At 49.1% G+C, this 21,878-nt stretch carries 22 protein-coding genes, 1 other RNA gene and 2 pseudogenes; 11 read left to right on the top strand and 14 right to left on the bottom strand.

Annotation, left to right across the window (positions count from 1 at the left end):
- Positions 1 to 42: 42 nt before the first annotated feature.
- The 3 genes and pseudogenes from FXF61_RS14195 to FXF61_RS14185 all read right to left on the bottom strand — a co-directional run bounded on the left by FXF61_RS14195 (position 43) and on the right by FXF61_RS14185 (position 4,919).
- Positions 43 to 1,152 carry an ABC transporter permease gene (locus tag FXF61_RS14195; RefSeq protein WP_151185861.1) on the bottom strand — a complete coding sequence of 370 codons (1,110 nt, stop codon included), beginning with the start codon at positions 1,150 to 1,152 and terminating at the stop codon, positions 43 to 45.
- Positions 1,153 to 1,155: 3 nt separating this feature from the next.
- Positions 1,156 to 3,875: pseudogene (gene rbbA, locus FXF61_RS14190) on the bottom strand (ribosome-associated ATPase/putative transporter RbbA).
- A 75-nt stretch (positions 3,876 to 3,950) separates the two neighbouring features.
- Positions 3,951 to 4,919, bottom strand: a complete 969-nt coding sequence (locus FXF61_RS14185) for an HlyD family secretion protein (protein WP_151185860.1) — start codon at positions 4,917 to 4,919, stop codon at positions 3,951 to 3,953.
- Between the two features lie 383 nt (positions 4,920 to 5,302).
- Between FXF61_RS14185 and FXF61_RS14945 the strand changes: the two genes are divergently transcribed.
- Positions 5,303 to 5,470, top strand: coding sequence for a hypothetical protein (locus tag FXF61_RS14945; protein WP_178087323.1), 168 nt, complete (start codon positions 5,303 to 5,305; stop codon positions 5,468 to 5,470).
- On the opposite strand, the gene FXF61_RS14180 is transcribed toward FXF61_RS14945, so the two are convergent.
- The 4 genes from FXF61_RS14180 to FXF61_RS14165 all read right to left on the bottom strand — a co-directional run bounded on the left by FXF61_RS14180 (position 5,436) and on the right by FXF61_RS14165 (position 6,770).
- Positions 5,436 to 6,044, bottom strand: a complete 609-nt coding sequence (locus tag FXF61_RS14180) for a 5-formyltetrahydrofolate cyclo-ligase (RefSeq protein ID WP_151185859.1) — start codon at positions 6,042 to 6,044, stop codon at positions 5,436 to 5,438. The two genes, FXF61_RS14945 and FXF61_RS14180, sit on opposite strands and share 35 nt — an antisense overlap.
- Positions 6,045 to 6,054: 10 nt before the next feature.
- Positions 6,055 to 6,232: non-coding RNA, 6S RNA (gene ssrS / locus FXF61_RS14175), on the bottom strand.
- Between the two features lie 41 nt (positions 6,233 to 6,273).
- A complete protein-coding gene (locus FXF61_RS14170; RefSeq protein ID WP_151185858.1) occupies positions 6,274 to 6,570 on the bottom strand; it encodes a cell division protein ZapA in 297 nt (98 codons plus the stop codon).
- On the bottom strand, positions 6,567 to 6,770 hold the full coding sequence (locus FXF61_RS14165) for a TIGR02449 family protein (protein WP_371921518.1): 204 nt from the start codon (positions 6,768 to 6,770) through the stop codon (positions 6,567 to 6,569). The genes FXF61_RS14170 and FXF61_RS14165 overlap by 4 nt, the downstream gene beginning before the upstream one ends.
- A 303-nt stretch (positions 6,771 to 7,073) precedes the next feature.
- Here FXF61_RS14165 and FXF61_RS14160 point away from each other — a divergent pair, with 303 nt between their 5' ends.
- The 6 genes from FXF61_RS14160 to FXF61_RS14135 all read left to right on the top strand — a co-directional run bounded on the left by FXF61_RS14160 (position 7,074) and on the right by FXF61_RS14135 (position 13,093).
- Complete coding sequence (locus tag FXF61_RS14160) at positions 7,074 to 7,646, top strand: UPF0149 family protein (protein ID WP_151185856.1); 573 nt, start codon at positions 7,074 to 7,076, stop codon at positions 7,644 to 7,646.
- 17 nt (positions 7,647 to 7,663) lie between these two features.
- Positions 7,664 to 8,998, top strand: coding sequence for a Xaa-Pro aminopeptidase (gene pepP, locus FXF61_RS14155; RefSeq protein ID WP_151185855.1), 1,335 nt, complete (start codon positions 7,664 to 7,666; stop codon positions 8,996 to 8,998).
- Between the two features lie 3 nt (positions 8,999 to 9,001).
- Complete coding sequence (gene ubiH, locus FXF61_RS14150) at positions 9,002 to 10,198, top strand: 2-octaprenyl-6-methoxyphenyl hydroxylase (RefSeq protein WP_151185854.1); 1,197 nt, start codon at positions 9,002 to 9,004, stop codon at positions 10,196 to 10,198.
- Positions 10,199 to 10,200: 2 nt separating this feature from the next.
- The gene (locus FXF61_RS14145; protein WP_151185853.1) at positions 10,201 to 10,692 is read left to right on the top strand and encodes a DUF4442 domain-containing protein; all 492 of its coding nucleotides are present in this window, start codon (positions 10,201 to 10,203) and stop codon (positions 10,690 to 10,692) included.
- A 9-nt stretch (positions 10,693 to 10,701) separates the two neighbouring features.
- Positions 10,702 to 11,919 (top strand): 2-octaprenyl-3-methyl-6-methoxy-1,4-benzoquinol hydroxylase, encoded by a 1,218-nt coding sequence (locus FXF61_RS14140; protein ID WP_151185852.1) that lies wholly within the window; start codon positions 10,702 to 10,704, stop codon positions 11,917 to 11,919.
- Positions 11,920 to 12,091: 172 nt separating this feature from the next.
- Positions 12,092 to 13,093: an extracellular solute-binding protein gene (locus tag FXF61_RS14135; protein ID WP_151185851.1), complete on the top strand. Its 1,002-nt coding sequence runs from the start codon at positions 12,092 to 12,094 to the stop codon at positions 13,091 to 13,093.
- 65 nt (positions 13,094 to 13,158) lie between these two features.
- Here FXF61_RS14135 and FXF61_RS14130 read toward each other — a convergent pair whose 3' ends face one another.
- The 5 genes from FXF61_RS14130 to FXF61_RS14105 all read right to left on the bottom strand — a co-directional run bounded on the left by FXF61_RS14130 (position 13,159) and on the right by FXF61_RS14105 (position 15,891).
- Positions 13,159 to 13,749 carry a YigZ family protein gene (locus FXF61_RS14130; protein ID WP_151185850.1) on the bottom strand — a complete coding sequence of 197 codons (591 nt, stop codon included), beginning with the start codon at positions 13,747 to 13,749 and terminating at the stop codon, positions 13,159 to 13,161.
- 3 nt (positions 13,750 to 13,752) lie between these two features.
- The gene (nfsB, locus tag FXF61_RS14125) at positions 13,753 to 14,409 is read right to left on the bottom strand and encodes an oxygen-insensitive NAD(P)H nitroreductase (protein WP_151185849.1); all 657 of its coding nucleotides are present in this window, start codon (positions 14,407 to 14,409) and stop codon (positions 13,753 to 13,755) included.
- 207 nt (positions 14,410 to 14,616) lie between these two features.
- Entirely contained in the window at positions 14,617 to 14,982 is a 366-nt protein-coding gene (locus tag FXF61_RS14115) for a NifB/NifX family molybdenum-iron cluster-binding protein (RefSeq protein WP_151185848.1), read from the bottom strand.
- A gap of 146 nt (positions 14,983 to 15,128) precedes the next feature.
- Positions 15,129 to 15,575, bottom strand: coding sequence for an NUDIX domain-containing protein (locus tag FXF61_RS14110; RefSeq protein WP_151185847.1), 447 nt, complete (start codon positions 15,573 to 15,575; stop codon positions 15,129 to 15,131).
- A gap of 100 nt (positions 15,576 to 15,675) precedes the next feature.
- Positions 15,676 to 15,891 carry a TIGR02450 family Trp-rich protein gene (locus FXF61_RS14105; protein ID WP_151185846.1) on the bottom strand — a complete coding sequence of 72 codons (216 nt, stop codon included), beginning with the start codon at positions 15,889 to 15,891 and terminating at the stop codon, positions 15,676 to 15,678.
- A gap of 152 nt (positions 15,892 to 16,043) precedes the next feature.
- On the opposite strand from FXF61_RS14105, the gene FXF61_RS14100 reads away from it, so the two are divergent.
- The 3 genes and pseudogenes from FXF61_RS14100 to FXF61_RS15355 all read left to right on the top strand — a co-directional run bounded on the left by FXF61_RS14100 (position 16,044) and on the right by FXF61_RS15355 (position 18,190).
- Complete coding sequence (locus FXF61_RS14100) at positions 16,044 to 16,451, top strand: helix-turn-helix domain-containing protein (RefSeq protein ID WP_256663446.1); 408 nt, start codon at positions 16,044 to 16,046, stop codon at positions 16,449 to 16,451.
- A gap of 140 nt (positions 16,452 to 16,591) precedes the next feature.
- Positions 16,592 to 17,320 (top strand): annotated as a pseudogene (locus tag FXF61_RS15360) (type IV pili methyl-accepting chemotaxis transducer N-terminal domain-containing protein); the annotation flags it as partial.
- Positions 17,306 to 18,190, top strand: a complete 885-nt coding sequence (locus FXF61_RS15355) for a methyl-accepting chemotaxis protein (protein ID WP_371921517.1) — start codon at positions 17,306 to 17,308, stop codon at positions 18,188 to 18,190. The pseudogene FXF61_RS15360 and the gene FXF61_RS15355, both read left to right, overlap by 15 nt.
- Positions 18,191 to 18,292: 102 nt before the next feature.
- Here FXF61_RS15355 and FXF61_RS14090 read toward each other — a convergent pair whose 3' ends face one another.
- Positions 18,293 to 19,681, bottom strand: coding sequence for an NAD(P)-binding domain-containing protein (locus FXF61_RS14090; protein ID WP_151185844.1), 1,389 nt, complete (start codon positions 19,679 to 19,681; stop codon positions 18,293 to 18,295).
- Positions 19,682 to 20,289: 608 nt separating this feature from the next.
- On the opposite strand from FXF61_RS14090, the gene FXF61_RS14085 reads away from it, so the two are divergent.
- Positions 20,290 to 20,772: a hypothetical protein gene (locus FXF61_RS14085; protein WP_151185843.1), complete on the top strand. Its 483-nt coding sequence runs from the start codon at positions 20,290 to 20,292 to the stop codon at positions 20,770 to 20,772.
- A gap of 216 nt (positions 20,773 to 20,988) precedes the next feature.
- Here FXF61_RS14085 and FXF61_RS14080 read toward each other — a convergent pair whose 3' ends face one another.
- Positions 20,989 to 21,621 carry a LysE family translocator gene (locus tag FXF61_RS14080; protein ID WP_151185842.1) on the bottom strand — a complete coding sequence of 211 codons (633 nt, stop codon included), beginning with the start codon at positions 21,619 to 21,621 and terminating at the stop codon, positions 20,989 to 20,991.
- Positions 21,622 to 21,878 lie beyond the last annotated feature (257 nt).

The following is a 21,878-nucleotide window of genomic DNA, read 5'->3' as shown; positions in this document are numbered from 1 at the left end:
CTACTGTTATTGCTGCATACTTAACCTGCATGACAACTCAATTCATGCAGTTAAGCTGCGCCGAAAGCGCAGCAAAGCCACTAAGAAAAATACACAGCCAATCACTAACAACGCCAGCATTTCTGGCCACACTAAGGCAATACCTGCATCCCGGAACAAGATTGCTGTCGATAAGCTGACAAAGTGCGTGGTCGGTGACAACTGCATCACCCACTGCAGCCACAGCGGCATGCTATCTAAGGGCGTAGTACCACCAGATAACAGCAGCATCGGCATCAACACCGGAATAGACAGTAGGCCAAATTGCGGAATCGAACGCGCCAAAGTGGTTAGAAATACCGCCAGCGCTGTAGTGGCAAACAAATACAGCGCCGTCACAGTTAAATACAAGACCATCGATCCGACTAAAGGCACGCCTAAGGCTTTTTTCACAATCAATTCCAGCGACAGCCAGGTGCAGAGCACAACCACCAGCATACTGGTCCAAACTTTGGCCAGCATGATCTCAAAGGCCGTTAGCGGCAACACCAATAAATGTTCAAGCGTACCGTGTTCGCGCTCACGCAACAGCGCCGTACCAGTGAGTAAAATTGCTAAAATGGTGACGTTATTAATGATCTGAATAATCGCCAAAAACCAGCCACTTTGCATATTGCTATTAAATAACGCGCGAGTAGTGAGCTTAATCGGCTGCTCAGTACTGACGCCACTTAACTGCTGCAATTCGCGTTGAAAGATACGAGCCATATAGCCAGCGCCCATAAAGGCTTGGCTCATCGCCGTGGCATCCACGTTCATCTGCAGCTCGGGCTGTTTACCGGCCATCAAGTCCGCTTGAAAGTTCACCGGCACATTAATTACAAACGTATAGCGACCGCTATCCAGTACCTGATCAATTTGCGCGTAAGGCAGCAGCACTGGGGTTTGAAACTCTGGCGGTCGCAACACCTCAGCTAACTGACGTGACAGGCGGCTGTTATCTTCATCGACGATCGCCACACTGGCATTGTGTACACCTACTGCCGAGCCTGAGGCTGGCATATAGATCGCGGCACTGAAGGCATACAGCATAAACAGCAGCAGCACAGAGTCGTAACGCAGACTGATTAACTCTTTTATACCCAAGCGGTAAATATGCGATAGCTTATGCATGTTTTAGGCCTCCTGCTTTTTCAAAAGGAGCAGACTTAAGCCGGTAAAGGCTATAAAAAAGCCCAACAAAGCTAAGCATTGCGGCCAAAGATCACGCAAATTCAGCGCTTTAGTAAAGGTACCCACGGCAATATCAAGGAAATAGCCTGCGGGAAATAACACGCCCATCAAGGCGGCGCCACCATCCAAGGATGAACGCGGAGTAATCAGCCCAGAAAACTGAATAGTGGGTAGCGTAGTGAGAATCATCGTACCTAAAATTGCCGCAATTTGCGTTTTAGTCACGGTTGATACCAATAAACCAAAACTCGTAGTCGCTAATACATAGAGCACACCACCAACCGCCAAAGCAACAGCGCTGCCTTTGAGTGGCACATCAAATAGCCAGCGGTTAATCGCCACCAAAAGCGTAAGGTTTAACAAGCTAACCACTAAATAGGGTATTTGCTTACCCAGTAAAAACTCCAAGCGGGTCAACGGCGTGGCATAGAAGTTGGTAATCGAACCCAGTTCTTTTTCCCGCACCACACCCAGTGCTGTCAGCATCGCAGGAATAAACACCAAGATCAGCGCCATCACGCCAGGGCCGATGGCATTAACGCTGATCACATCTTGATTGTAGCGAAAGCGCGTCTCTAAACGTGCAGGGGCGGCCAAGGACGGCATTGCAGTGCTACCTTCATCTCTTAAACGCTGCAGGTTATCTTGATGCAGCGCCTCAACATAACCGCGACTGGTTTCGGCACGAAATGGCATACCACCGTCGATCCACACCGCCACTTGCGGCTGACGCCCAGCGTATAAATCACGCCCAAAACCGGCCGGTATTTCAATCGCCAGTTTAATATCAGCACGCTGCAAGCGCGCGTGCAAATCTTGCATACTATTTAAAGGCTCGCGCTCGGAAAAATAGCGCGAACCACGAAAGCCCTCTAAATAGGCACGACTTTGCGCGGTATTATCTTGATCGAGCGTGGCAAAGGCCAAGTCTTCCACATCAAGGGAAATACCAAAGCCTAAAATAATCATCATAAAGACTGCGCCGAGCAAGGCAAACCAGAGGCGCACAGGGTCGCGCAGCAGCTCCTTGCTTTCGCGCACCGCCAAGGCTTGTGTGCGCTTTAAGCTAAAGCCCTGCCGTGGTGTTGTAGTTAAAGCTTCGGTCGCGGTACTGATCTGCTCAGGCTGCTCGTCACTTAGGCCTTGCGCCTCTTGCAAACAAGTAACGAAAGCGTCTTCAAGGGTCTCGCCAGCATAGTGCTCTTGCAGCTCGGCAGGTGTGCCCACAGCCAACACTTTGGCGGCATGCATCAGTGAAATACGATCACAGCGCTCTGCTTCATTCATAAAGTGGGTGGAGAGGAAAATCGTCACCCCTTGCTCGCGCGATAATTCAAATAATAAGCGCCAAAAATCATCACGTGCAGCAGGGTCAACGCCCGAGGTCGGCTCATCCAGAATCAACACTTCTGGCTCATGAATCACCGCCACCGCTAAGGATAAGCGTTGGCGCAAGCCCAGCGGCAAGGCACCCGCTTGCTCATCAATGTAATTGCCTAACTCAAAGCGTTTAATAAGCGCTTGGGCACGCTGCTGCCCTTGCGCCTTGGGAATATCAAATAAATGCGCATGCAGTTCAAGATTTTGCAGCACGCTCAGTTCGCCATACAGCGAGAAGCTTTGCGACATAAAACCCACGCGTTTGCGGGTCGCTAAATCATTGGCATCCACCGGCTGACCCAGCAACCACGCCTCACCTTCAGTGGCCGGCAGTAATCCCGTCAGCACTTTCATGGTGGTGGTTTTACCGCAACCGTTAGAGCCTAAAAAACCAAAAATTTCACCGCGCTCAATCTCAAAACTGACGTTGTTGACCGCAGTAAAATCGCCAAAGCGCAAGGTGAGATCCGTGGCTTTAATCACAATCTCACGGGTGTCAGGTGCAAAAGCTGCGACCTGTAACGGCTCAGCTTGAGTTGCACCTGCACCTTGATAATAGGTAAAAGCATCATCCAAATTGCCGCTGGGGTAACGGCCGCCACCTCTTTGGTTAGGCCCGACGCCAGCACACGGCCGCGATCCATCATCAAGCAATACTCAAACTGCGCTGCTTCGTCCATATAGGCGGTGGCCACAAGCAGAGTCAACTGTGGTCGATCAGCGCGCACCTGCTCAATCAAATCCCAGAAATGACGGCGTGCTAAGGGGTCAACTCCAGTGGTCGGCTCATCAAGAATCAGTAAATCCGGGTCATGAATCAGCGCACAGCACAAACCCAACTTTTGTTTCATCCCTCCAGATAATTTACCCGCAGGACGCTCGGCAAACTCATACAGATCCGTGGCTTTTAGCAAGCTGACCATACGCGTTTCACGCTCAGCACGGCTTAAACCAAATAGCGTGGCAAAGAAGCGGATGTTTTCTGCAATGGATAAATCAGGGTACAGATTGTGCCCCAACCCTTGTGGCATAAAGGCAATGCGCTGATAGAGCGTTGCGCGATGCCGACGTTGATCAATCGGACCAGCAAGCACATTAAGCTCACCTTTCTGCAGGATTTTCACCCCAGAGATCAGGCCCAATAAGCTGGACTTGCCCGCCCCATCAGGACCAATCAAACCGCAGCGACTGCCCACCGGCAAACTGAAACTGACATCCTCTAAGGCCCGCTGTTTGCCATAACGGTGATAAATATGCGCGCCACTGATTGCTTGCGTACTCATGCTCTACCTAACTGTCTGTCTCATCCATTGAGCCTGCCTTACCGGCACTGCCCGCCTTCCACTACTCGCTGTGCTTTACTGCCATAGCTCAGGCCACTCGACAGTGGCATCACGACGCACATACGCCGAGCCGGGCATCCCAGGCTTGGCTTGCGGTACAGCAGCAGGGTCAGTCAGGCGCAGCTTGACGCGAAACACCAATTTCTGCCGCTCATCACGGGTTTCAACTTCTTTAGGGGTGAACTGTGCTTTGGCAGCGACAAAGGCCACTTCGGCAGGCAACGGTTGCTCAGGCAAAGCATCCAGCACAATCCGTGCTTGATCACTGGCAGCTAAGCGCCCAGCCACAGCCGACGGCAAATACACATTCATATACTGATCAGACGGATCAATTAACAAAAACACACGACCACCCGCACCCAACACTTCGCCGGGCTCGGCTAAGCGCAGCTGCACAATCCCGTTCATCGGGGCACGCAGACTGCTGTCATCAATCTCGCTGGTCAGCTGCGCAACCATCGCCTCAGCAGTAGCAATCGAGGCTTGCGCGGCTTGCACTTGCGCCTGTGCCGCTTCTAAAGCTGCGGAAGCGGTATCAAAGCGTGCTTGCTGCTGATCAATTTGCTGACCACTGGAATGACCACGTGCATACAACTCTCGAAAGCGTGTTAAGTCTTGCAGCGCTAAACGGCGCTCACTTTCACGTAAATGCACAGTGGCTTGCACAGAGGCAACATTTTCACGGGCGCGCACCACTTCCGACTGTGCTTGCGCGCGCTGTGCTTCTAAAGTGCGCGTATCAATACGCGCCAATAACTGTCCGCTCAGCACGTTATCGCCTTCAGCAACCAGCACTTCAGCGAGTCGGCCTGGATATTTAGTGGCGACCTGCACTTCTGTTGCTTCAAGACGGCCATTGGCTTCATAAATCCCTTCAGGCAAGCGGTCTTGTAAGGACTTCCAGTAACCAAAGCCACCGGCCGCAGCCAAGGCTAATAATAATGGGACAATATATAAACGAGATGGACCTTTATCCGCTGACATACCTGCTCCTAGCAAGTGAAAGCAATACCGAACAAATTGGTACTGCTAAAATTTAGTTTCAATACACATCCAACTTTAGCTTAATGCATTTTTCTTAAACTGACACAATACTCAAAAAGTATAACAAGATTATACTCTGCCCGTGGTAAGCGTCTAGCTGCAGCTATCAATTTAACCTAAGCATTAATGAAGTACTGGGCATCAGTAAACACAGCTCACATTCACAATAAAATTTTTATATAAAATGAACTTTTACGCATTACTGCAATCTCTAAGTGTTAACCTGCACAGACAGGCAAATATACAAACGATCCGTCACAGCCATTACAACTTAGCAAAACAGCCGAGCACGCTGCTTAAATTTGCCGGAGAGCAAAGCAACAATGAAACGCAAACCTGATTTAATGTGGATTTTAGCGATTATTTTTGGCTTAGGTGTCGTCACCACGGGCTACACACAGAGTTTCTGGGAACGCTCCGCTGCGGATGGCGCTGCCAGCACTTACAAAACGCAAACTATGCTTGCGCCACATACCAAGCCTGATCAGTAACCACTGCACTTAATGGCACATCCCACGGCGCTAGCGGTAACTGCTCAACACGCTGACACTCATGTGCCAAGCCAATACGCTGTGGTGTGACACAATGCTCACGCTGGCACAGCTGAGCAAAACAACGATCATAAAAGCCACCCCCCATACCCAAGCGCCCGCCCTGCTGATCAAACCCCACAACAGGTAGAAAAACCACATCTAGAGCCCATGCGGCACGCTGCTCAGCAGCACACCAGCGCGGCTGCAAAATGCCAAAGCGATTTTTTTCCCATTGCTGATTCGGCCCTACACGCTGAAACAGCATTGTCGTTTTAGACCATCTTGGCAAGACTGGCAAATAGACACTTTTACCGCGCCGCCATGCTTCATGCATCAAAAATTTCGGGTCAATTTCACCATCACTGGCATGGTATAAAGCAATATGCTGCGCACGCCGAAATAATGGATGCTGAGCAAATTGTCGATACAACTGTTGCGCTGCTTGTATTTGCTGTGAAGGAGAAAGACTGCGCCGCTGCTGACGCAATGATGCGCGTAACAACGTGCGAGATAGAGGTATTTCAACTTGCATAAGTAGGATAGGACTCCCCAGACGTGACGCTGTCGGCATAGCCCTTGAACCCGAAAGTTCAAGGCGGAGATTACGTCAGACCTTTAGGCTTTCCGCTTGCGGACATGCTCACCAATCTAAAATGCAATCCCCAGTGTGGTAAGAATCGGCTCAGGGACGTAGTCAACTGGCAGACACTCGAGGGAGATGCGTCTAGTATACACAGATCTTTATGAGCCTCAAGCCTGCTTCACTCGCTGTCACCCAAACTCTGCTGTACGCGCATCAGCAATTGCGCAACTTGCTCAGAGCTTTCACCGTCACCTGCTGCATCGCGCTGTTTATTATGCAGTTCATAAGTGATATTCAACGCCGCCATCACAGCAATACGCTCAGTACCAATGACTTTTCCGGAGCGGCGAATATCTCGCATTTTCTTATCAAGATAATCACCTGCACGCTCTAAATTGGCGCGCTCTGATTCAGGACAAGCAATATGGTAATCCTTATCTAAGATGCGCACAGTCACTGTTTGCGATTCACTCATGAATCTTGCTCCAACGCTTTAAGGCGAGAAATCATAGCGGCAACTTTCTGTTGCGCTATTTCGTTTTTTTCTAACAACTGCCCACGCTCTTCACGTAGGGTTTTATTTTGTGCTCTAAGATCAGCATTACGTTGAATCAATTGCTCAACGGCCTGCGCTAAGGCTGGTAAATCAGTATGTCTCACGAGCCCTCCAGTCATCATTACATCACATGACTCAATTATTATGTCTGTTATTCTAGCGCCCAGTGAACATAAGGCACAGTGCTATCAAGTACATCTAACAAATAAGTTTAAGAAATGCCAACAGGCTTCTTAGATCATCCCTATAAATCCTAAACAGACTCGCTTATCAGACATCAACTGAAAACCTTTAACAAGAACACAGATAGACAGGCTGCAAACATCAGTTTTTAGCGCCATACTCAACAACGCGATATACTCGCGCCTATTGCATCAATGACCATCATCACCAGTTAACAGTTCCATAACTTCGGATTTTTCATGTCTCAATCTCAATCTGCTTACACCTCATTTGCAACATTACTCAACAGCAGCGGCGCGCCCGTTTCACCTGCAGAACTGCAAGGCTTATTGCTTGGCCGCTGCTGTGCTGGCGCGGGTTTTGCCGCTGAAGACTGGCTCGAAGAAGCACAGGATTTATTTGACAGTGAAGTGCCAAGCAACCTGCACGCGGCACTCATAGGCCTACAAGAAATGGTCAAAGCAGAGTTGCTGGCAGAAAGCAGTGTTTCGCTGACGCTATTACTGCCCGGCGATGACGAAGCTTTAAGTTTACGCACCACAGCAATCGGTCAGTGGGCACAAGGCTTTCTAAGCGGCTTCGGTAGCAATATTGGCAATACTGAGTTATCTAAAGAAGCGCGTGAAATCCTTGAGGACTTCATCTCTATCGCGCAAGTCCAAGCCGACGACGAGGAGGACGAAGAGGGCGAAGTGGCATACATGGAGATTAACGAATACTTACGTGTTGCACCTTTGTTCTTATTTAGCGAATACGCGAGCGACACAGCAGCGAGCGCTGATGACGATGAAGAAGAACCCGCCGTACACTAATCAAGGAGCCAGCGCACATGAGCTCAATCAGCCTGTCTGAATACGCCCAACGCCGCCAACAACTGATGCAGCGCATGACGCCCAATAGCATTGCGATCCTGCCGGCAGCGCCAGTCAGTACCCGCAACAACAGCGTTGAATACCCGTATCGACAACACAGCGACTTTTTTTACTTATCAGGCTTTGCTGAGCCAGAAGCCGTGCTGGTGTTAATTCCAAAGCGTGAACACGGCGAGTTCATTATTTTTTGCCGTGAACGCAATCCTGAGCGCGAACTCTGGGATGGTCTGCGTGCCGGCCAAGACGGTGCAGTCGCTAACTATCAAGCCGACGATGCCTTCCCGATCAACGATATTGACGACATATTGCCGGGCCTGATTGAAGGCCGTGAGCGTGTCTATTACTCGATTGGCAACAATCCAGAGTTTGATCAGCACATGATGGAATGGCTCAACAGCATTCGTAGCAAAGCACGCATGGGCGCACAGCCGCCAAAAGAATTCGTGGTGCTTGATCACTTCCTGCACGATGCACGCCTATATAAAAGCCCTGCGGAAATCGCCACTATGCAGCACGCTGCTGACATTTCCTGCCGCGCGCACATCCGTGCCATGCAAACCGCTAAGCCTGGGCTGCATGAGTACCACTTAGAAGCCGAACTGGACTATGAGTTTCGTAAAGGTGGTGCACGGCTGCCAGCCTATTCATCAATTGTTGCCAGCGGTAAAAACGCCTGCATTTTGCATTACACAGAAAATAACGCAGCACTGCAGGACGGTGATTTAGTGCTGATTGATGCTGGGTGCGAAATTGACTGCTACGCCAGCGATATCACTCGCACCTTCCCGGTCAATGGTCGCTTCAGCCCCGAGCAAAAAGCCATTTATGAGATTGTTCTTAAAGCTAATCTAGAAGCGATGAATTATATCTCGCCCAAGCACTGCTGGAATGATGCCCACGATGCCACGGTACGGGTGATCACCGCAGGTTTATTAGAACTGGGTTTACTGCAAGGCGAACTGGATGAGTTAATTAAAAGCGAAGCCTACAAGCCTTTTTATATGCACCGTGCTGGACACTGGCTCGGTTTGGACGTGCACGATGTCGGCGATTACAAGATCAATGGTCAGTGGCGTGCGCTAGAAGCAGGTATGACCATGACCGTTGAACCGGGCATTTATATTGCGGCGGACAATCTTGATGTTGCAGAGCAGTGGCGTGGTATCGGCGTGCGCATTGAAGACGATGTGGTGGTTACCGAAAATGGCTGCCAGGTTCTAACCAATGCCGTTCCGAAAACAATCGAAGACATTGAAGCTTTAATGGCCGCCGCACAGCAAGCAGGAGCTTAATTGATGAGCCGAGTGCAAATCGCAATTATTGGTGGAGGTCTGGTTGGTGCTAGCTTGGCTTTAGCCCTACAAGCCGGCGCACGCGAGCGGCAATGGAAAATTGTCCTGATCGAGCCCTATGCACCTGGCGACAGTTACCAACCCAGCTATGATGCACGCGCCTCAGCGCTGTCCTACGGCAGTCAGCAAATTTATCAGCGCTTAGGCCTGTGGGATGCCATAGCACCGCGCGCTGAAGCGATTGACGATATTCATATCTCTGACCGCGGTCGCTTTGCTGCAGCACGCATCAGTGCCAGCGCAGAAGGCGTGCCCGCTTTGGGCTATGTTGTCGAAAATGCTTGGCTCGGCCATTGCCTATGGGCAGCCTTAGACAGCGACGTGGTGGAATGGCGCTGCCCAGCGCGCGTCGAGCAGATGCAAACAATCAGTGACGGTTACCGTCTTGATCTGGATGACGGCAGCAGCCTTGATTGTGATTTAGCGATTTTAGCCGACGGCGGCCGCTCTGGCCTGCGTGAAAAGCTCGGTATTCATGCGCACACAACCCCTTATGGGCAAACTGCGCTGATCAGCAATATCAGCAGCGCCATACCTCATCAAGGCACGGCTTTTGAACGTTTTACCGATGCCGGCCCCATGGCCTTACTGCCCTTAGCCGACAACCGCTGCGTACTGATCTGGACCCGCCAGCCTGCAGAAGCACAGCGTTTGTATGGGTTACCGGACAAAGAATTTTTGCAAGAACTGCAAGCCTGCTTTGGCTACCGCTTAGGCGCAATTGAGCAGGTCGGCAGCCGCCATTTATACCCACTGAGTTTGATTGAGAGCAGCGAGCAAGTGCGCAGCCATCTAGTCGTGTTGGGCAATGCCGCACACAGCTTGCATCCGGTTGCCGGACAAGGTTACAACCTGTCTCTGCGCGACAGCATGGCTTTGGCTGAGTGCTTACTCAGCGGCCCTGTCACACCAGGAGACTTAGCCACTTTGCAACGTTTTCAAAACAACCAGCAACGTGATCAAGAACTGACCATTGGTTTTTCTGATCGGGTCACCCGCTTATTTTCCAACGGCAAACCCCTGCTAGCCAGTGGGCGCAATTTAGGTTTACTGGGGTTGGACCTTATACCGCCCGCCAAACGCTGGTTTGCGCGGCAAGCCATGGGCCTCGGCGTGCGTGGCGCACAGGATAAGAGCTGATCATGCAGTCTAAGAAAACAGCACGCAAAGCACGCGCTTTACGCTGGCTGATGAACCTCTACCCGCCCTATTTAGGTGCTGGCATCAAGGTGCGCCAGATCAGCCCAGATTTTCGTCAAGCTCGAGTCAGCATGGGTTTAACCTGGTATAACCGTAACTATGTACGCACCCAGTTTGGTGGATCGCTGTACTCGATGACCGACCCTTTTTATATGTTAATGCTGATGGAGAACCTTGGCCGCGACTATATTGTTTGGGACAAAGCAGCGCATATTGAGTTTGTCAGCCCAGGCAAAGGCACAGTGCACGCTGAGTTTAAGATTGATGACAGCATGCTCAATACAATTCGTGAGCACACCGCCAACGGCGACAAGTATCTACCAAAATACCATGTTGAAGTGCGCGATGATCTGGGCACATTGGTCGCGCGAGTGGAAAAAACCTTATATATCCGTCGTAAAGCTCAAGCGCAGCTTGCTGACGCTAAACAGTAGGATTTGAATATGCACGCAGATTTAATCATCGTCGGCGCTGGCATGGTCGGTAGCAGCCTTGCCTTAGCCCTCAAAGACAGCGGCCTCAATATTCTCTTAGTGGACGGCAGTCCGCTTAGCGTGACGCCATTCAGCCCAGAGCATGCTTTTGAGCCACGTGTCAGCGCTTTATCGCTGGCCAGTCAGCGGATTCTAGAGCGTGTTGGCGCATGGCCGGGAATTGTCCAGCGCCGTGCCAGCCCCTATGGTGACATGCATGTTTGGGATGGCTCTGGTACTGGCAAGATTGATTTTTCTGCCAGCAGCGTACATGCCGATGTGCTCGGGCATATCGTGGAAAATCGCATCGTACAAGATGCTTTACTGGAGCAACTGCACGAATCCAGCATTGACCTGCTCGCGCACTCTAAAGTCGAACAACTGCGCCGCTCCGGTGACGGTTGGCTGCTGCAATTAGAGAATGGCAGCAAGGTTCGTAGCCGTTTAATTATTGCCGCCGATGGTGCTAACTCGGCGGTGCGTCGCCTCGTAGGTTGCGCCACCCGAGAGTGGGATTACCTGCATCACGCCATTGTCACCAGTGTGCGCTGCGAGAAACCGCACCAAGAAACGGCATGGCAACGCTTTACTGATGATGGCCCGCTGGCTTTGCTACCGCTCAAGCACAGTGACGGAAAAAACTGGTGCTCAATTGTCTGGTCGGTTCCTGAGGAGCACGCTCAGCAGATTATGGCATTAGACGATACTCAGTTTTGCCAAGCGCTTGGTCAGGCCTGCGAGCAGCGCTTAGGCACAATCGAGCATGCGGATCAGCGCTACAGCATTCCCCTGCGCCAACGTCACGCCAAGCGCTATGTTGCACCCGGCTTGGCGCTGATTGGCGACGCTGCACACAGCATTCATCCACTGGCGGGGCAAGGCGTCAATTTGGGCTTTTTGGATGCAGCGGTTTTGGCTGAAGAGTTACTGCATGCCATACAGCGCGGTGAAGATATCGCCAGCGAGCGCGTACTGAGTCGTTTTGAGCGGCGCCGCATGCCCCATAATTTAGCCATGATGGCGGCGATGGAGGGTTTTCAGCATCTATTTCAGGCTGACGCCTTAGCCTTACGCTGGCTGCGCAACAGTGGCTTGAAAATGGTCGACAACCTCAGCGAAGCCAAAGCCGTGTTTATTCGCCAAGCACTGGGCTTGGGCAGCGACTTACCCGACTTAGCCAAACCTTAAAACGCCTGACGCAGGCGCTTACCGCGTGCGTCTGTGCAGTTTCTTTGTGCGCTTTAAGTCAGCCTATAACCTTTGACTCAGAGCATGAAGCAGCAAGTTTCTCATGTATTTAGTTGATTATCTAAATGCAAGTAACTATCATTTACACAATTTCACCCAACCTGAGGCTGCCATGTCAATTCGTAAACCTATTCTCGCCGCACTTGCATTAAGCGTTATTGCAGGCCATGTACAAGCAGCAGACGATATCGTCGTTTATTCATCGCGTATCGATGAGCTGATAAAGCCTGTATTTGATAAATACACCGAACAAACCGGCGTGAAGATTAAATTCATTACCGATAAAGAAGCACCCTTGATGGCTCGCCTAAAAGCCGAAGGTGGCAACACCCCTGCTGATATTCTGATCACAGTCGATGCCGGTAACCTCTGGCAAGCAGAACAAATGGGTATTTTACAACCGTTTAACTCTGAAAAAATTAAAGCCAATATTCCTACGCAATACCGCTCCAGTAATGATTACTGGACAGGTTTATCGTTACGCGCACGAACCATTGCCTACTCAACCGAGCGCGTAAGCACTGATGAATTAAGCACCTACGAAGCCTTGGCAGACAAAAACTGGGACGGCCGCCTATGCTTGCGCACCAGTAAGAAAGTCTACAACCAGTCCTTGACCGCCACTCTGATCGAGACACACGGCACTGAAAACACAGAAAAACTGGTCAAAGCATGGATCAATAACTTGGCCACTGACGTGTTCTCTGATGACACCGCCTTACTCAATGCCATCAACGCAGGCCAGTGTGATGTTGGTATTGTGAACAGCTACTACTTTGGCCGTTTAGACAAACAAGAGCCGAATCTAAAAGTAAAACTGTACTGGCCGAACCAAGATGATCGTGGTGTTCACGTCAACTTATCCGGTGCCGGTATCACTAAATATGCACCCAATGCTGACGCAGCACGCAAACTCTTAGAGTGGATGACAACCGGCGAAGCACAAAGCATCTTTGCCGGTGTTAACCAAGAGTTTCCTGCCAATCCAAGCGTTGCGCCCTCTGCTGAAGTGGCCGCTTGGGGCGAATTCAAAGCTGACACTATTCCGGTAGAAGTGGCCGGTAAGCGTCAAGCAGAAGCGATTCGTTTAATGGATCGTGCTGGCTGGCGTTAATCGCAACAACTCACTGACAACAAACCGCCTTTAAGGCGGTTTGTTTGTTTCTAGAGTCGCTTAATTTACGCTAGATCAATCTCTTGCAAGGTGCTAGCGCCGCGCGTGGCCTGACTCAGTGCGTCTTGCAGTCCAGCAATCTCTTCATCAGGCACAGAAAGATTCAACCAAGCACCCTCTGCATCAAACTCTTCGCTATTAAGCACAGCGCCAGCCTCGGCAATGCGCACTTTAAACACATCCAAATAGGTGTAAGGGCAATGCCCTGCTAGCGTCGTGCGCGGCACCAGTATTTTGCTGGGCGCGTTCTGCAGCACCTGAGTTGCGCAGCCACCGTAGGCGCGTGCTAAGCCACCGGTGCCAAGCTGGATTCCGCCATACCAACGCGTCACCACGATCAATACTTGATCAAACCCTTGGTTTTCAATCGCCGCTAAAATCGGCCGGCCTGCTGTGCCACCCGGCTCGCCATCATCACTGAAACGGTATTGCTCAGTACAACGCCACGCCCAGCAATTATGTGAAGCATGAGCCGTACTCAACTGAGCAATCAAATCAGCCGCCTGCTCGGCAGCAGGCAGGTGCACCGCTTGCGCCAGAAAACGGCTCTTGCGGATCTCCTCTTGATAACTGTGTGCCGCGGTTAGAATACGCATCGGTTAAATCAGGGTGAAAATATCATCAGCCGCTAAACGCGACTTAGGCAAACCCGCATTAAAGTCCGTATCTGCACGGTAGCCCAGCGCTACTGCAGTCACAGCAGTCAAGTCTCGCTCATTTAAGCCAAACTCAGCATCCAGTAGCGCTTGATCAATCCCCTCCATCGGCACTGCATCAATACCTAACAAGCCAGCACCCAGTAAAAAACTACCTAGATTCAAATAGATTTGCTTTTCCAGCCAGTGCGGCACATCTTTCTTAATGAATTTATGTTCATTTAAATACGCCAAACGGGTGTTATGCGCTGCAGCTTTAACCTCTGGTTTAGCGGTAAAACGACCATCACGCTCTTCAGCTGCCAACACCTTTTGTAAGTGTTCATCATCAATCTGGGTGCGCGCGCAAAACAGTACGACATGCGAAGCATCGAGAATTTTACTTTTGTTATAGCTGTAACTACCACCAGCCCCTTTGGCTAAGCGTGCTTTACCCTCTTCGGTGCTCGCCACAACAAAATGCCACGGCTGAATATTGGTGCTCGATGGGCTCAAACGCAGCAAAGCAAATAGCTGCTCGATCACAACATTGGGTAACTTTTTCGTACTATCAAACGCCTTGGTTGCGTAGCGACGTTGCAACGCTTCGATTAACTGCATAACACACCTCTTATCTAAATCAGCCTTAAACCTATACTGCAGACGACAAAAGCCAGCAGCATTGTGCTCTATCTTGCCTCAGATCATTCCAGCTACTCCACAGATTCAGAGTTTATTGTTGATGGCGGCTTAACCGCACAATAATCCTGCAGTTAGGCGACCTTTAACCGTCGCCTAACGACCAGTTATACGCGGACAGCCTGTGACTCAATGCGCATGGTCGTGGCCATGACCCTCGTGCGGATGCGCCTCTACAGCTTTAAGTTCACCCTTTAAATACAGTGACACTGCTGTTTCTGGGTCGCTTTCGTTGCTCACCAAGCCTTTGATACCTTTACGCGCAAGACGCCGCACCATGCCGCTGCCCATCCCTGCAGTAATCAAGATGTCGATATCATCAAGCGGATGCGGCTCATGCACCGAACTCTCATGGAATGACTGCTCTTTGGCTAACTCTAGTAATTGCTTGTCGATGATCTGGTTATCATCAATCGTAAATATCCAAAAATTGCGACAGCGACCGGCATGCTCGGTAATTATTCTGCGATTTTGACTGGTGACTGCAATTTTCATACTCGCCTCATAAATAATAAACTGCCGCGCACAATATTTGTGTGCGAATGCAGGTATTTAAAATTAAGTATTACATTATAACATCTAGCTCGCTAACACTGGATAGGACATGTTGTCGCCTTGCAATTGCAGCGCACTAAACTGTCCTATCTATTGCGCTGCTCAGCAACAGATGCATGCAGCTCTGGCAGCATGACTTGATCAATACCACCCAGCTCGGGGATGTTATTGAGCGGCACCCAAGACAGAATAAACTCAATCGGGCCAAAACCTTCAGATGAATCACTTTCAAAATGCCGCCATGATACTGGCGTAGATTCACTGGTATGCAGGTGGAAAAACCAAGCAACAATGCTTTCATCACGGCCAATATCAGTTAAGTCACGCTCAAAACTGCCTAAACATTTAACCAACTGTAACCCCGTCAAACCGGTTTCTTCTTGGGCTTCGCGTAGCGCCGCCTGCATCACAGGCTCACCTTGTTTAACCGTTCCACCAGGTATTTGTGGCTGCACATAGCGGCCATCAACGTACTCAAGAATAAGCAGTTGGTCGGCACGGGTGATATAAGTAAAAACTCGATGGCGCATCATTGACTCTCACACTGCACAAACATGAAACATGGGCTGATCAGGCTCGAGCGCGCGCCCCAAGTCAGCCCAGCTCGCTCTGTATGCGTTTATGCACCGCAACTTATTGCCAGCCTTGTCGCCAATGCGCACTGTTCTTCAATTCTTGCCAGTCAATAGGCGCTACTCGATTGGATATCACCGCCTCAAGCAAACAATGAATAACAGTACCTTCTTCATCAAACTTTAATTCAGTCACCAAAAAATGCTTCTCTTTATTGATAGGACTGACCGCTGTCCATTTGCTGTGTAACAGTTTTTTAGGATTGATTTGATGCATTGAACACCCCTAAGAAAATCAAGCATATTGAATAACACGCGCCTAACGCTGCAGAAAACTGAGCATGATAAGCCTTATTTACTGCGCTAGTATCAAACAAAGCACCAGCTTTTGTTATCCTTGACTGCTATAAATAAAGCGTTTTGTACCACATGACCGATAAGGTGGATGCTGTGCCAGTCGCCCTTCCTTCTGTAGAAAGCCTCACCGTTGAGTTCAAAAGCGACCGCAACGGTTACCCTGATCGAGAACTTATCGAGGCGCTAACCTGCTTGGCTAATACTCTAGGCGGTGAGCTATGGCTTGGCGTAGAAGACGACGGCACACCCAGCGGCCTCCACAGAAAACATAGCAACACTGCTCACTTAGCAGCGCTGATTGCTTCACAAACACACCCTTCATTAACAGTAACCATCCGCACATATACGATCAATAATGTTGCTGTCGCAAAAATTATAGTGCCACAGTCCGATACGCTGGTTGCAACAAACGAAGGCGCCTACCTGCAGCGCCGCTTAAAAACAGACAACACACCTGAGTGCATACATTTAACGTTTTGACTTTGATACCCAGCTGCACTCTTAATCTATTAACCCTACAGTAGACTGCATTCAAGCCGATAGACCTAAGAATGACTACAAACACTTTAACCACCAACGCCACGCAAAATAAATAACTGCTAGGTGTAACCCGAGGTTTTATGACAATGGGACAATCAATCGCTAACAGCATCCAATGGATCTTGCGCAGCATCGGCATTCGCAGCATTGATAAACAGTTTTTGTTTTCTTACTGTTTAATCGCTGCGTTTACTTCTGTAGTTGCAATCCATTTATTTTTGTCGTTTAGCAATGATGCTGCAGGGATTAATACAGCTGGGGCACAACGCATGCTCAGCCAAAAAGTAGCTAAAGAAGCTCTACTGGCTGGACAAGGCGTAGGCAGTAAAGACATCGTACAGGCTACCATTACGCAATTTGAAAACGCTCATAATGCGCTGCTCAACGGTAATGCGCAGCAAGGTATTTCTGCAATTAGCGACCAGCACATACGCAAGCAGTTACAGCACGTCGAACAGCTGTGGGCAGACTATAAACGCGTCATCTTTAATTACCTAGACAACCCCGCTAACTCTGAGTATCTGCAAGCGCTGTATGAACGCTCACCTATTGTCCTAAAGGAAATGAATGCTGCTGTCTTAATGATGGAGGCGCATAGCGAAAACAAATCACAACTGCTACTCGCCGCCAGTGCATCGGTTATTGTTTTAATTCTCGTTACCCTCGGCCGTATGTTTGGTATGTCTGTACTGATGGAGCAAGTCAGCCTTTTACGAGAGCACCTTGAAGCGGTAGGTAATGGTGATTTCTCGCATCGCTTAAAAATCAACAACCCAGATAACGAAGTGGGGCAGATGTTTACTGCCTATAACAGCATGCTAATCCATGTTGGCGAAATTATTAGCGGCGTCACCCACTCAAGTGCAGAAGTCAGCACTAAAATTGATAATATCGCCCACCGCTTAGAAGAGACCGTACATGGCATTGAACGCCAGCACTTAGAAATTGATCAAGTGGCAACAGCCATGAATGAAATGGCTGCCACCGTCCAAGAAGTCGCACAAAATACTGTGCAATCTGCTGACTCTGCCAAACACGCAAGCGAAGAAGCTATCAATGGCCGTGCAATAGTGACACAGAGTATTAACAGCATCAGCACATTGGCTCAGCATGTTGAAGAAGCTGTCGAGGTGATGTCACTGCTCAAGCAAGACAGCTATGAGGTCGGGCAAGTGATGACTGTGATCAGCAGTATTGCCGAACAAACCAACTTACTGGCCCTCAATGCTGCGATTGAAGCCGCCCGTGCCGGTGAACAAGGCCGTGGTTTTGCGGTCGTTGCCGACGAAGTTCGCAGCTTGGCGCAACGCACGCAAAAATCGACCGAAGAAATCCGCGCAATTATCGAACGTTTGCAATCACAGTCCAGCAGAGCTGCAGATATGATGCAGGTCAGCCAACAGCATGCACAGTCCGCTGTATCCGAAACGGCTGCAGCCGATAGTGTACTCAACCGAATTGTTGATTCAGTCACTATGATTACGGATATGAGCCAACAAATTGCAACCGCAGCTGAAGAGCAAAGTCAGGTGGCGATAGAAATGGATAGATCAATTACCAACATTACTGGTATAGCTGAAAAAACCATGTCTGATGCCACAGAAACCGTGCATGCAACGGCTGAGATCCATAGCGAAATGGACAACTTACGCCAACTTATTGCCCGTTTTCGAACCTAAGCATAAGACTGACCATATCTACTCGATAACAACCGAAACGCACATATAAAAAAACGGCGCAGAATATATCTTGCGCCGTTTTTATTAAGCCACTGCCTTTGCTTAGCTAGTCGCTTTTTCTTTTTTCTTTTTGCTTGTCACAAATGACATATTCAAAAAGTGCTCTAATGAGTCATCTAGAATATCCAACCAAGGCTCTGGCAGCTCAGGCGCCAGTGTATTGGTTAAAGTAGAGGTATAGGCTTTTTCTCTAAAGCCCATGATGTTGGCTATTTTATCTTTCTGCCATTGCTTCAAGATATCGCCCTGCTTCTCTACAGCAAACTCTGGGTAATCTGTGGCGTTGGTTAGATCTCGGATATAACCGGCCTGGAAGTCAATCGAGTCATTCACAGTGCTCAGCTGTTCATGCTTAGCTAGCCATTGCTGCTCATCTTGCTCACGCGTGGCTAAGTCAGGCAGCTCGATTTTCCCAGTCATCACATCACGTGCATACCATGCTTGTGCATCAAACATATTGAAGGTGAAGTACTGATCTTGCATGCCTAAATAAATCAACTGCGGATTGGGCTGCCAGAACACACCTTTATACAGATTCGCTGGGTACAAGCAGTTGTGGGTTTGCAGGCGCAACTCATCAGGCAGGAACGGGAAGTGGAATAAATAGCCCGTACACATAATCACAGCATCAAAGGCCTGACTGGTGCCATCGGCAAAATGCACAACATCGCCTTCAAAGCGAGTAATCAGTGGCACTTCTTTAATGCCTTCTGGCCAATCATAGCCCAGCGCTTGGCTGCGGTAGCTGATGGTGACTGACTTGGTGCCGTACTTATAGCACTGCGTACCAATATCTTCAGCAGAGTAGCTGCTGCCGACAAGTAAGATGTCTTTATCTTTAAACTCTAGCGCATCGCGGAAATCATGCGCATGCAGAACGCGGCCAGGGAATTCTTCTAAACCTTCAAAGTACGGCATGTTCGGTGTCGAGAAGTGCCCCGTCGCAACCACAACATAATCAAACTCATTGGTTTCTTGCTCACCGCTTTTATGGTTCATCACCGTAACAGTGAACTTTTTAGTCTCTTCGTCAAACGTTACCCAACGTACAGGGCATTCAAAACGGATGTACTTGTGGATATCTTGCTTGTCAATTCGACCCATAATGTAGTCTTTGAGGACTTCACGCGGGGGGTATGACGGGATCGCCTCACCAAAGTGCTCTTCAAACGAGTAGTCAGCAAACTCTAAGCATTCTTTGGGGCCGTTAGACCACAAGTAACGATACATACTGCCGTGAACCGGCTCACCATTTCTGTCTAAGCCTGTGCGCCATGTGTAATTCCACATGCCACCAATGGCATTTTGCTTCTCGTAACATACAACTTCTGGCAGATCTTTAGCACCAGCTAAACGTGCCGCTTCAAATGCACGCAATTGCGCCAAACCACTCGGACCTGCGCCTAAAATAGCTATTTTTTTCTTACTCAAATTATTCTCCAATTAACTAAGATGCCTTTTACTATAACACCTATCTATAACTAACTTTTTATATATCCAGTAGCGCTTAGCCATATTCATAGCGGTGAGTCACTTCAGACAGGCCGCTCAGGTGACGCATCTCACTGTAAAATAACTTACTGATGAGTAAGGCCAGCTTGGCAAAACAGCATGCTTGCAGAAACAGTCGTACTGCTGAGCTGCTATCGCTGCAAACGGCTAGATATGCGGTTGATTGCAACTGCGAAAACATCTAAAACAGTGTTTTACTTACGAGTTATTGGGGTGACAGAGTGACGCATGATGACTTTTTTGTTAAAAGAAGGAGTAAAATTCAGACCTCATAGAGCACAGCGGCGAAGCAGCCATTGCAGACATAGAGACACGCCCAAATGAGGCAATACTGTACAAAAGATAGCCCGCTCATATAAAAAGAGCCCTTAGCGCAGGTAAAGTACATATGATAAGCGCAACCTGGCCTTGCAGAGAGTCAGATTGTATTCTTAAAGCAGCCTTTCTGAGCACCTATACTTTTTGGCTGTTCTCATTTGTTTTTACTGTAAACAAACTGAATAAATTTGCTAACGCAGGTAAACCTTATGAAAAGCAACACGCTACTAATCTTGATTTTCAGTTTCGCAATCAGCGGGTTGAGTCAAGCCAATGAGATTACAAAGCCAGACCTATCTGACACATACCAAGCCAAATTCCAAGCTGTATGGAACAAAGCAGCTGAGGGCGAGCTCCCTGTTTATGAGTGTGGCGGCCTGGTAAGTACTGCAACAAAAATGGTGTCGCAAGGAAAAGATGTTAACAATGAGGCACAAAGCGCTTATAAAGCCTGTTATGTCGATGCGTTTTTACATTACAGTAACGCATTTTTTGCGCTGCGTAACAATACAGAACTGGCCGAAGACAATAAGCCTATCGGCTGTGAGCTGTACTCACGCTACATACATGCGCACATTACATCGCTAGATATATATGCTGATAGATTTGGTTTAAATGCTGATGATTTAAACAACCAACTCAGCGAAAAGCTAAACACCACTGCATCCTTATGCGAAATTAAAATTAATTAAACATTCACAACGCTGTGATTTTATTTTAATGATGCAATAGTTTGAAGCCCTGTCAGAGACGGTTAAATAACCCTGCTCTGATAGGGCGCAGTTATGCCAATAACACACCCACAAAACAGATTGAGAAAATGACTTCTCGCTACTAAGCTGAGTCTTTCAATAAAATTTGTACACCGCCGCGAACAGTCCTTGAACTGGCTTTTACAATGCGCAGCGTCAACCCGTCAGCCTAGCGATTAACAACCGCAGCCCAAACGCCAGCATAATCGCTCCCATAGTACGATCAACCCAATGCCCCAGCGCACGAAACTTGTTTTTAACGGCCGGCTTGGACAGCAATAAAGCAACAAGACTGAACCAGGCAAATTGTACAACCATCATCCAGGCACCCATTAAAAACAACTGATAAGCCGGCATGCTCGGTGACAACACAAGCGTGAACACCGATAAAAAATACAGCGGCGCTTTAGGATTCAATGCATTGCATATAAAACCTAGCGACACCAACTTAAAAGATGACAGCCTTTTAGCGCCTGTTGCGTCTGCCGCGCCCACAATTACTGGCTTACTCCTTAGGCCTTTGATGCCCAAATATATAAGGTAAAACGCTGCCAGCAACTTCAACACACTCAGTACATGGAACGACTCACTGACCAGCGCCGCCATGCCAATCGATGAATAAATAATGTGCACTGACAAACCCAGCGCGATACCCAAACTGCACAGAATCCCCGCGCGCCGTCCATTGGTTAATGACTGCTGCGAGACCATGACAAAATCCGGCCCTGGCGATGCGGCGGCTAAAATGTGAATGGCTGTAATAGTAATAAAGCCTTGCAGTAAATCCATTGCGGCACCGCCTCTTTTAAGCTGTAGAGTACTTGTTACATTTGTATAGCGTCATCCACGCCATGCAGCTTCTCACCGTTGCGCACCTTTAAGGAATTCATTGACGCACAACGGGCTCTTATTTTACTAGCGCTATGCTTATAAAGCACGACCTAGCAGATTAAACTCGCTGCGTACTTCTCTCTCCAAAAGCCTGATAACGGTTTGCGTCCAGCAGCATCAACTCAGCTGGCTAGTACATAGCAAAATAAGGAATG

This window comes from Pseudomonas sp. C27(2019), from assembly GCF_008807395.1.
GTDB lineage: Bacteria > Pseudomonadota > Gammaproteobacteria > Pseudomonadales > Pseudomonadaceae > Denitrificimonas.
This window is presented reverse-complemented; position numbering and strand designations above follow the sequence as displayed.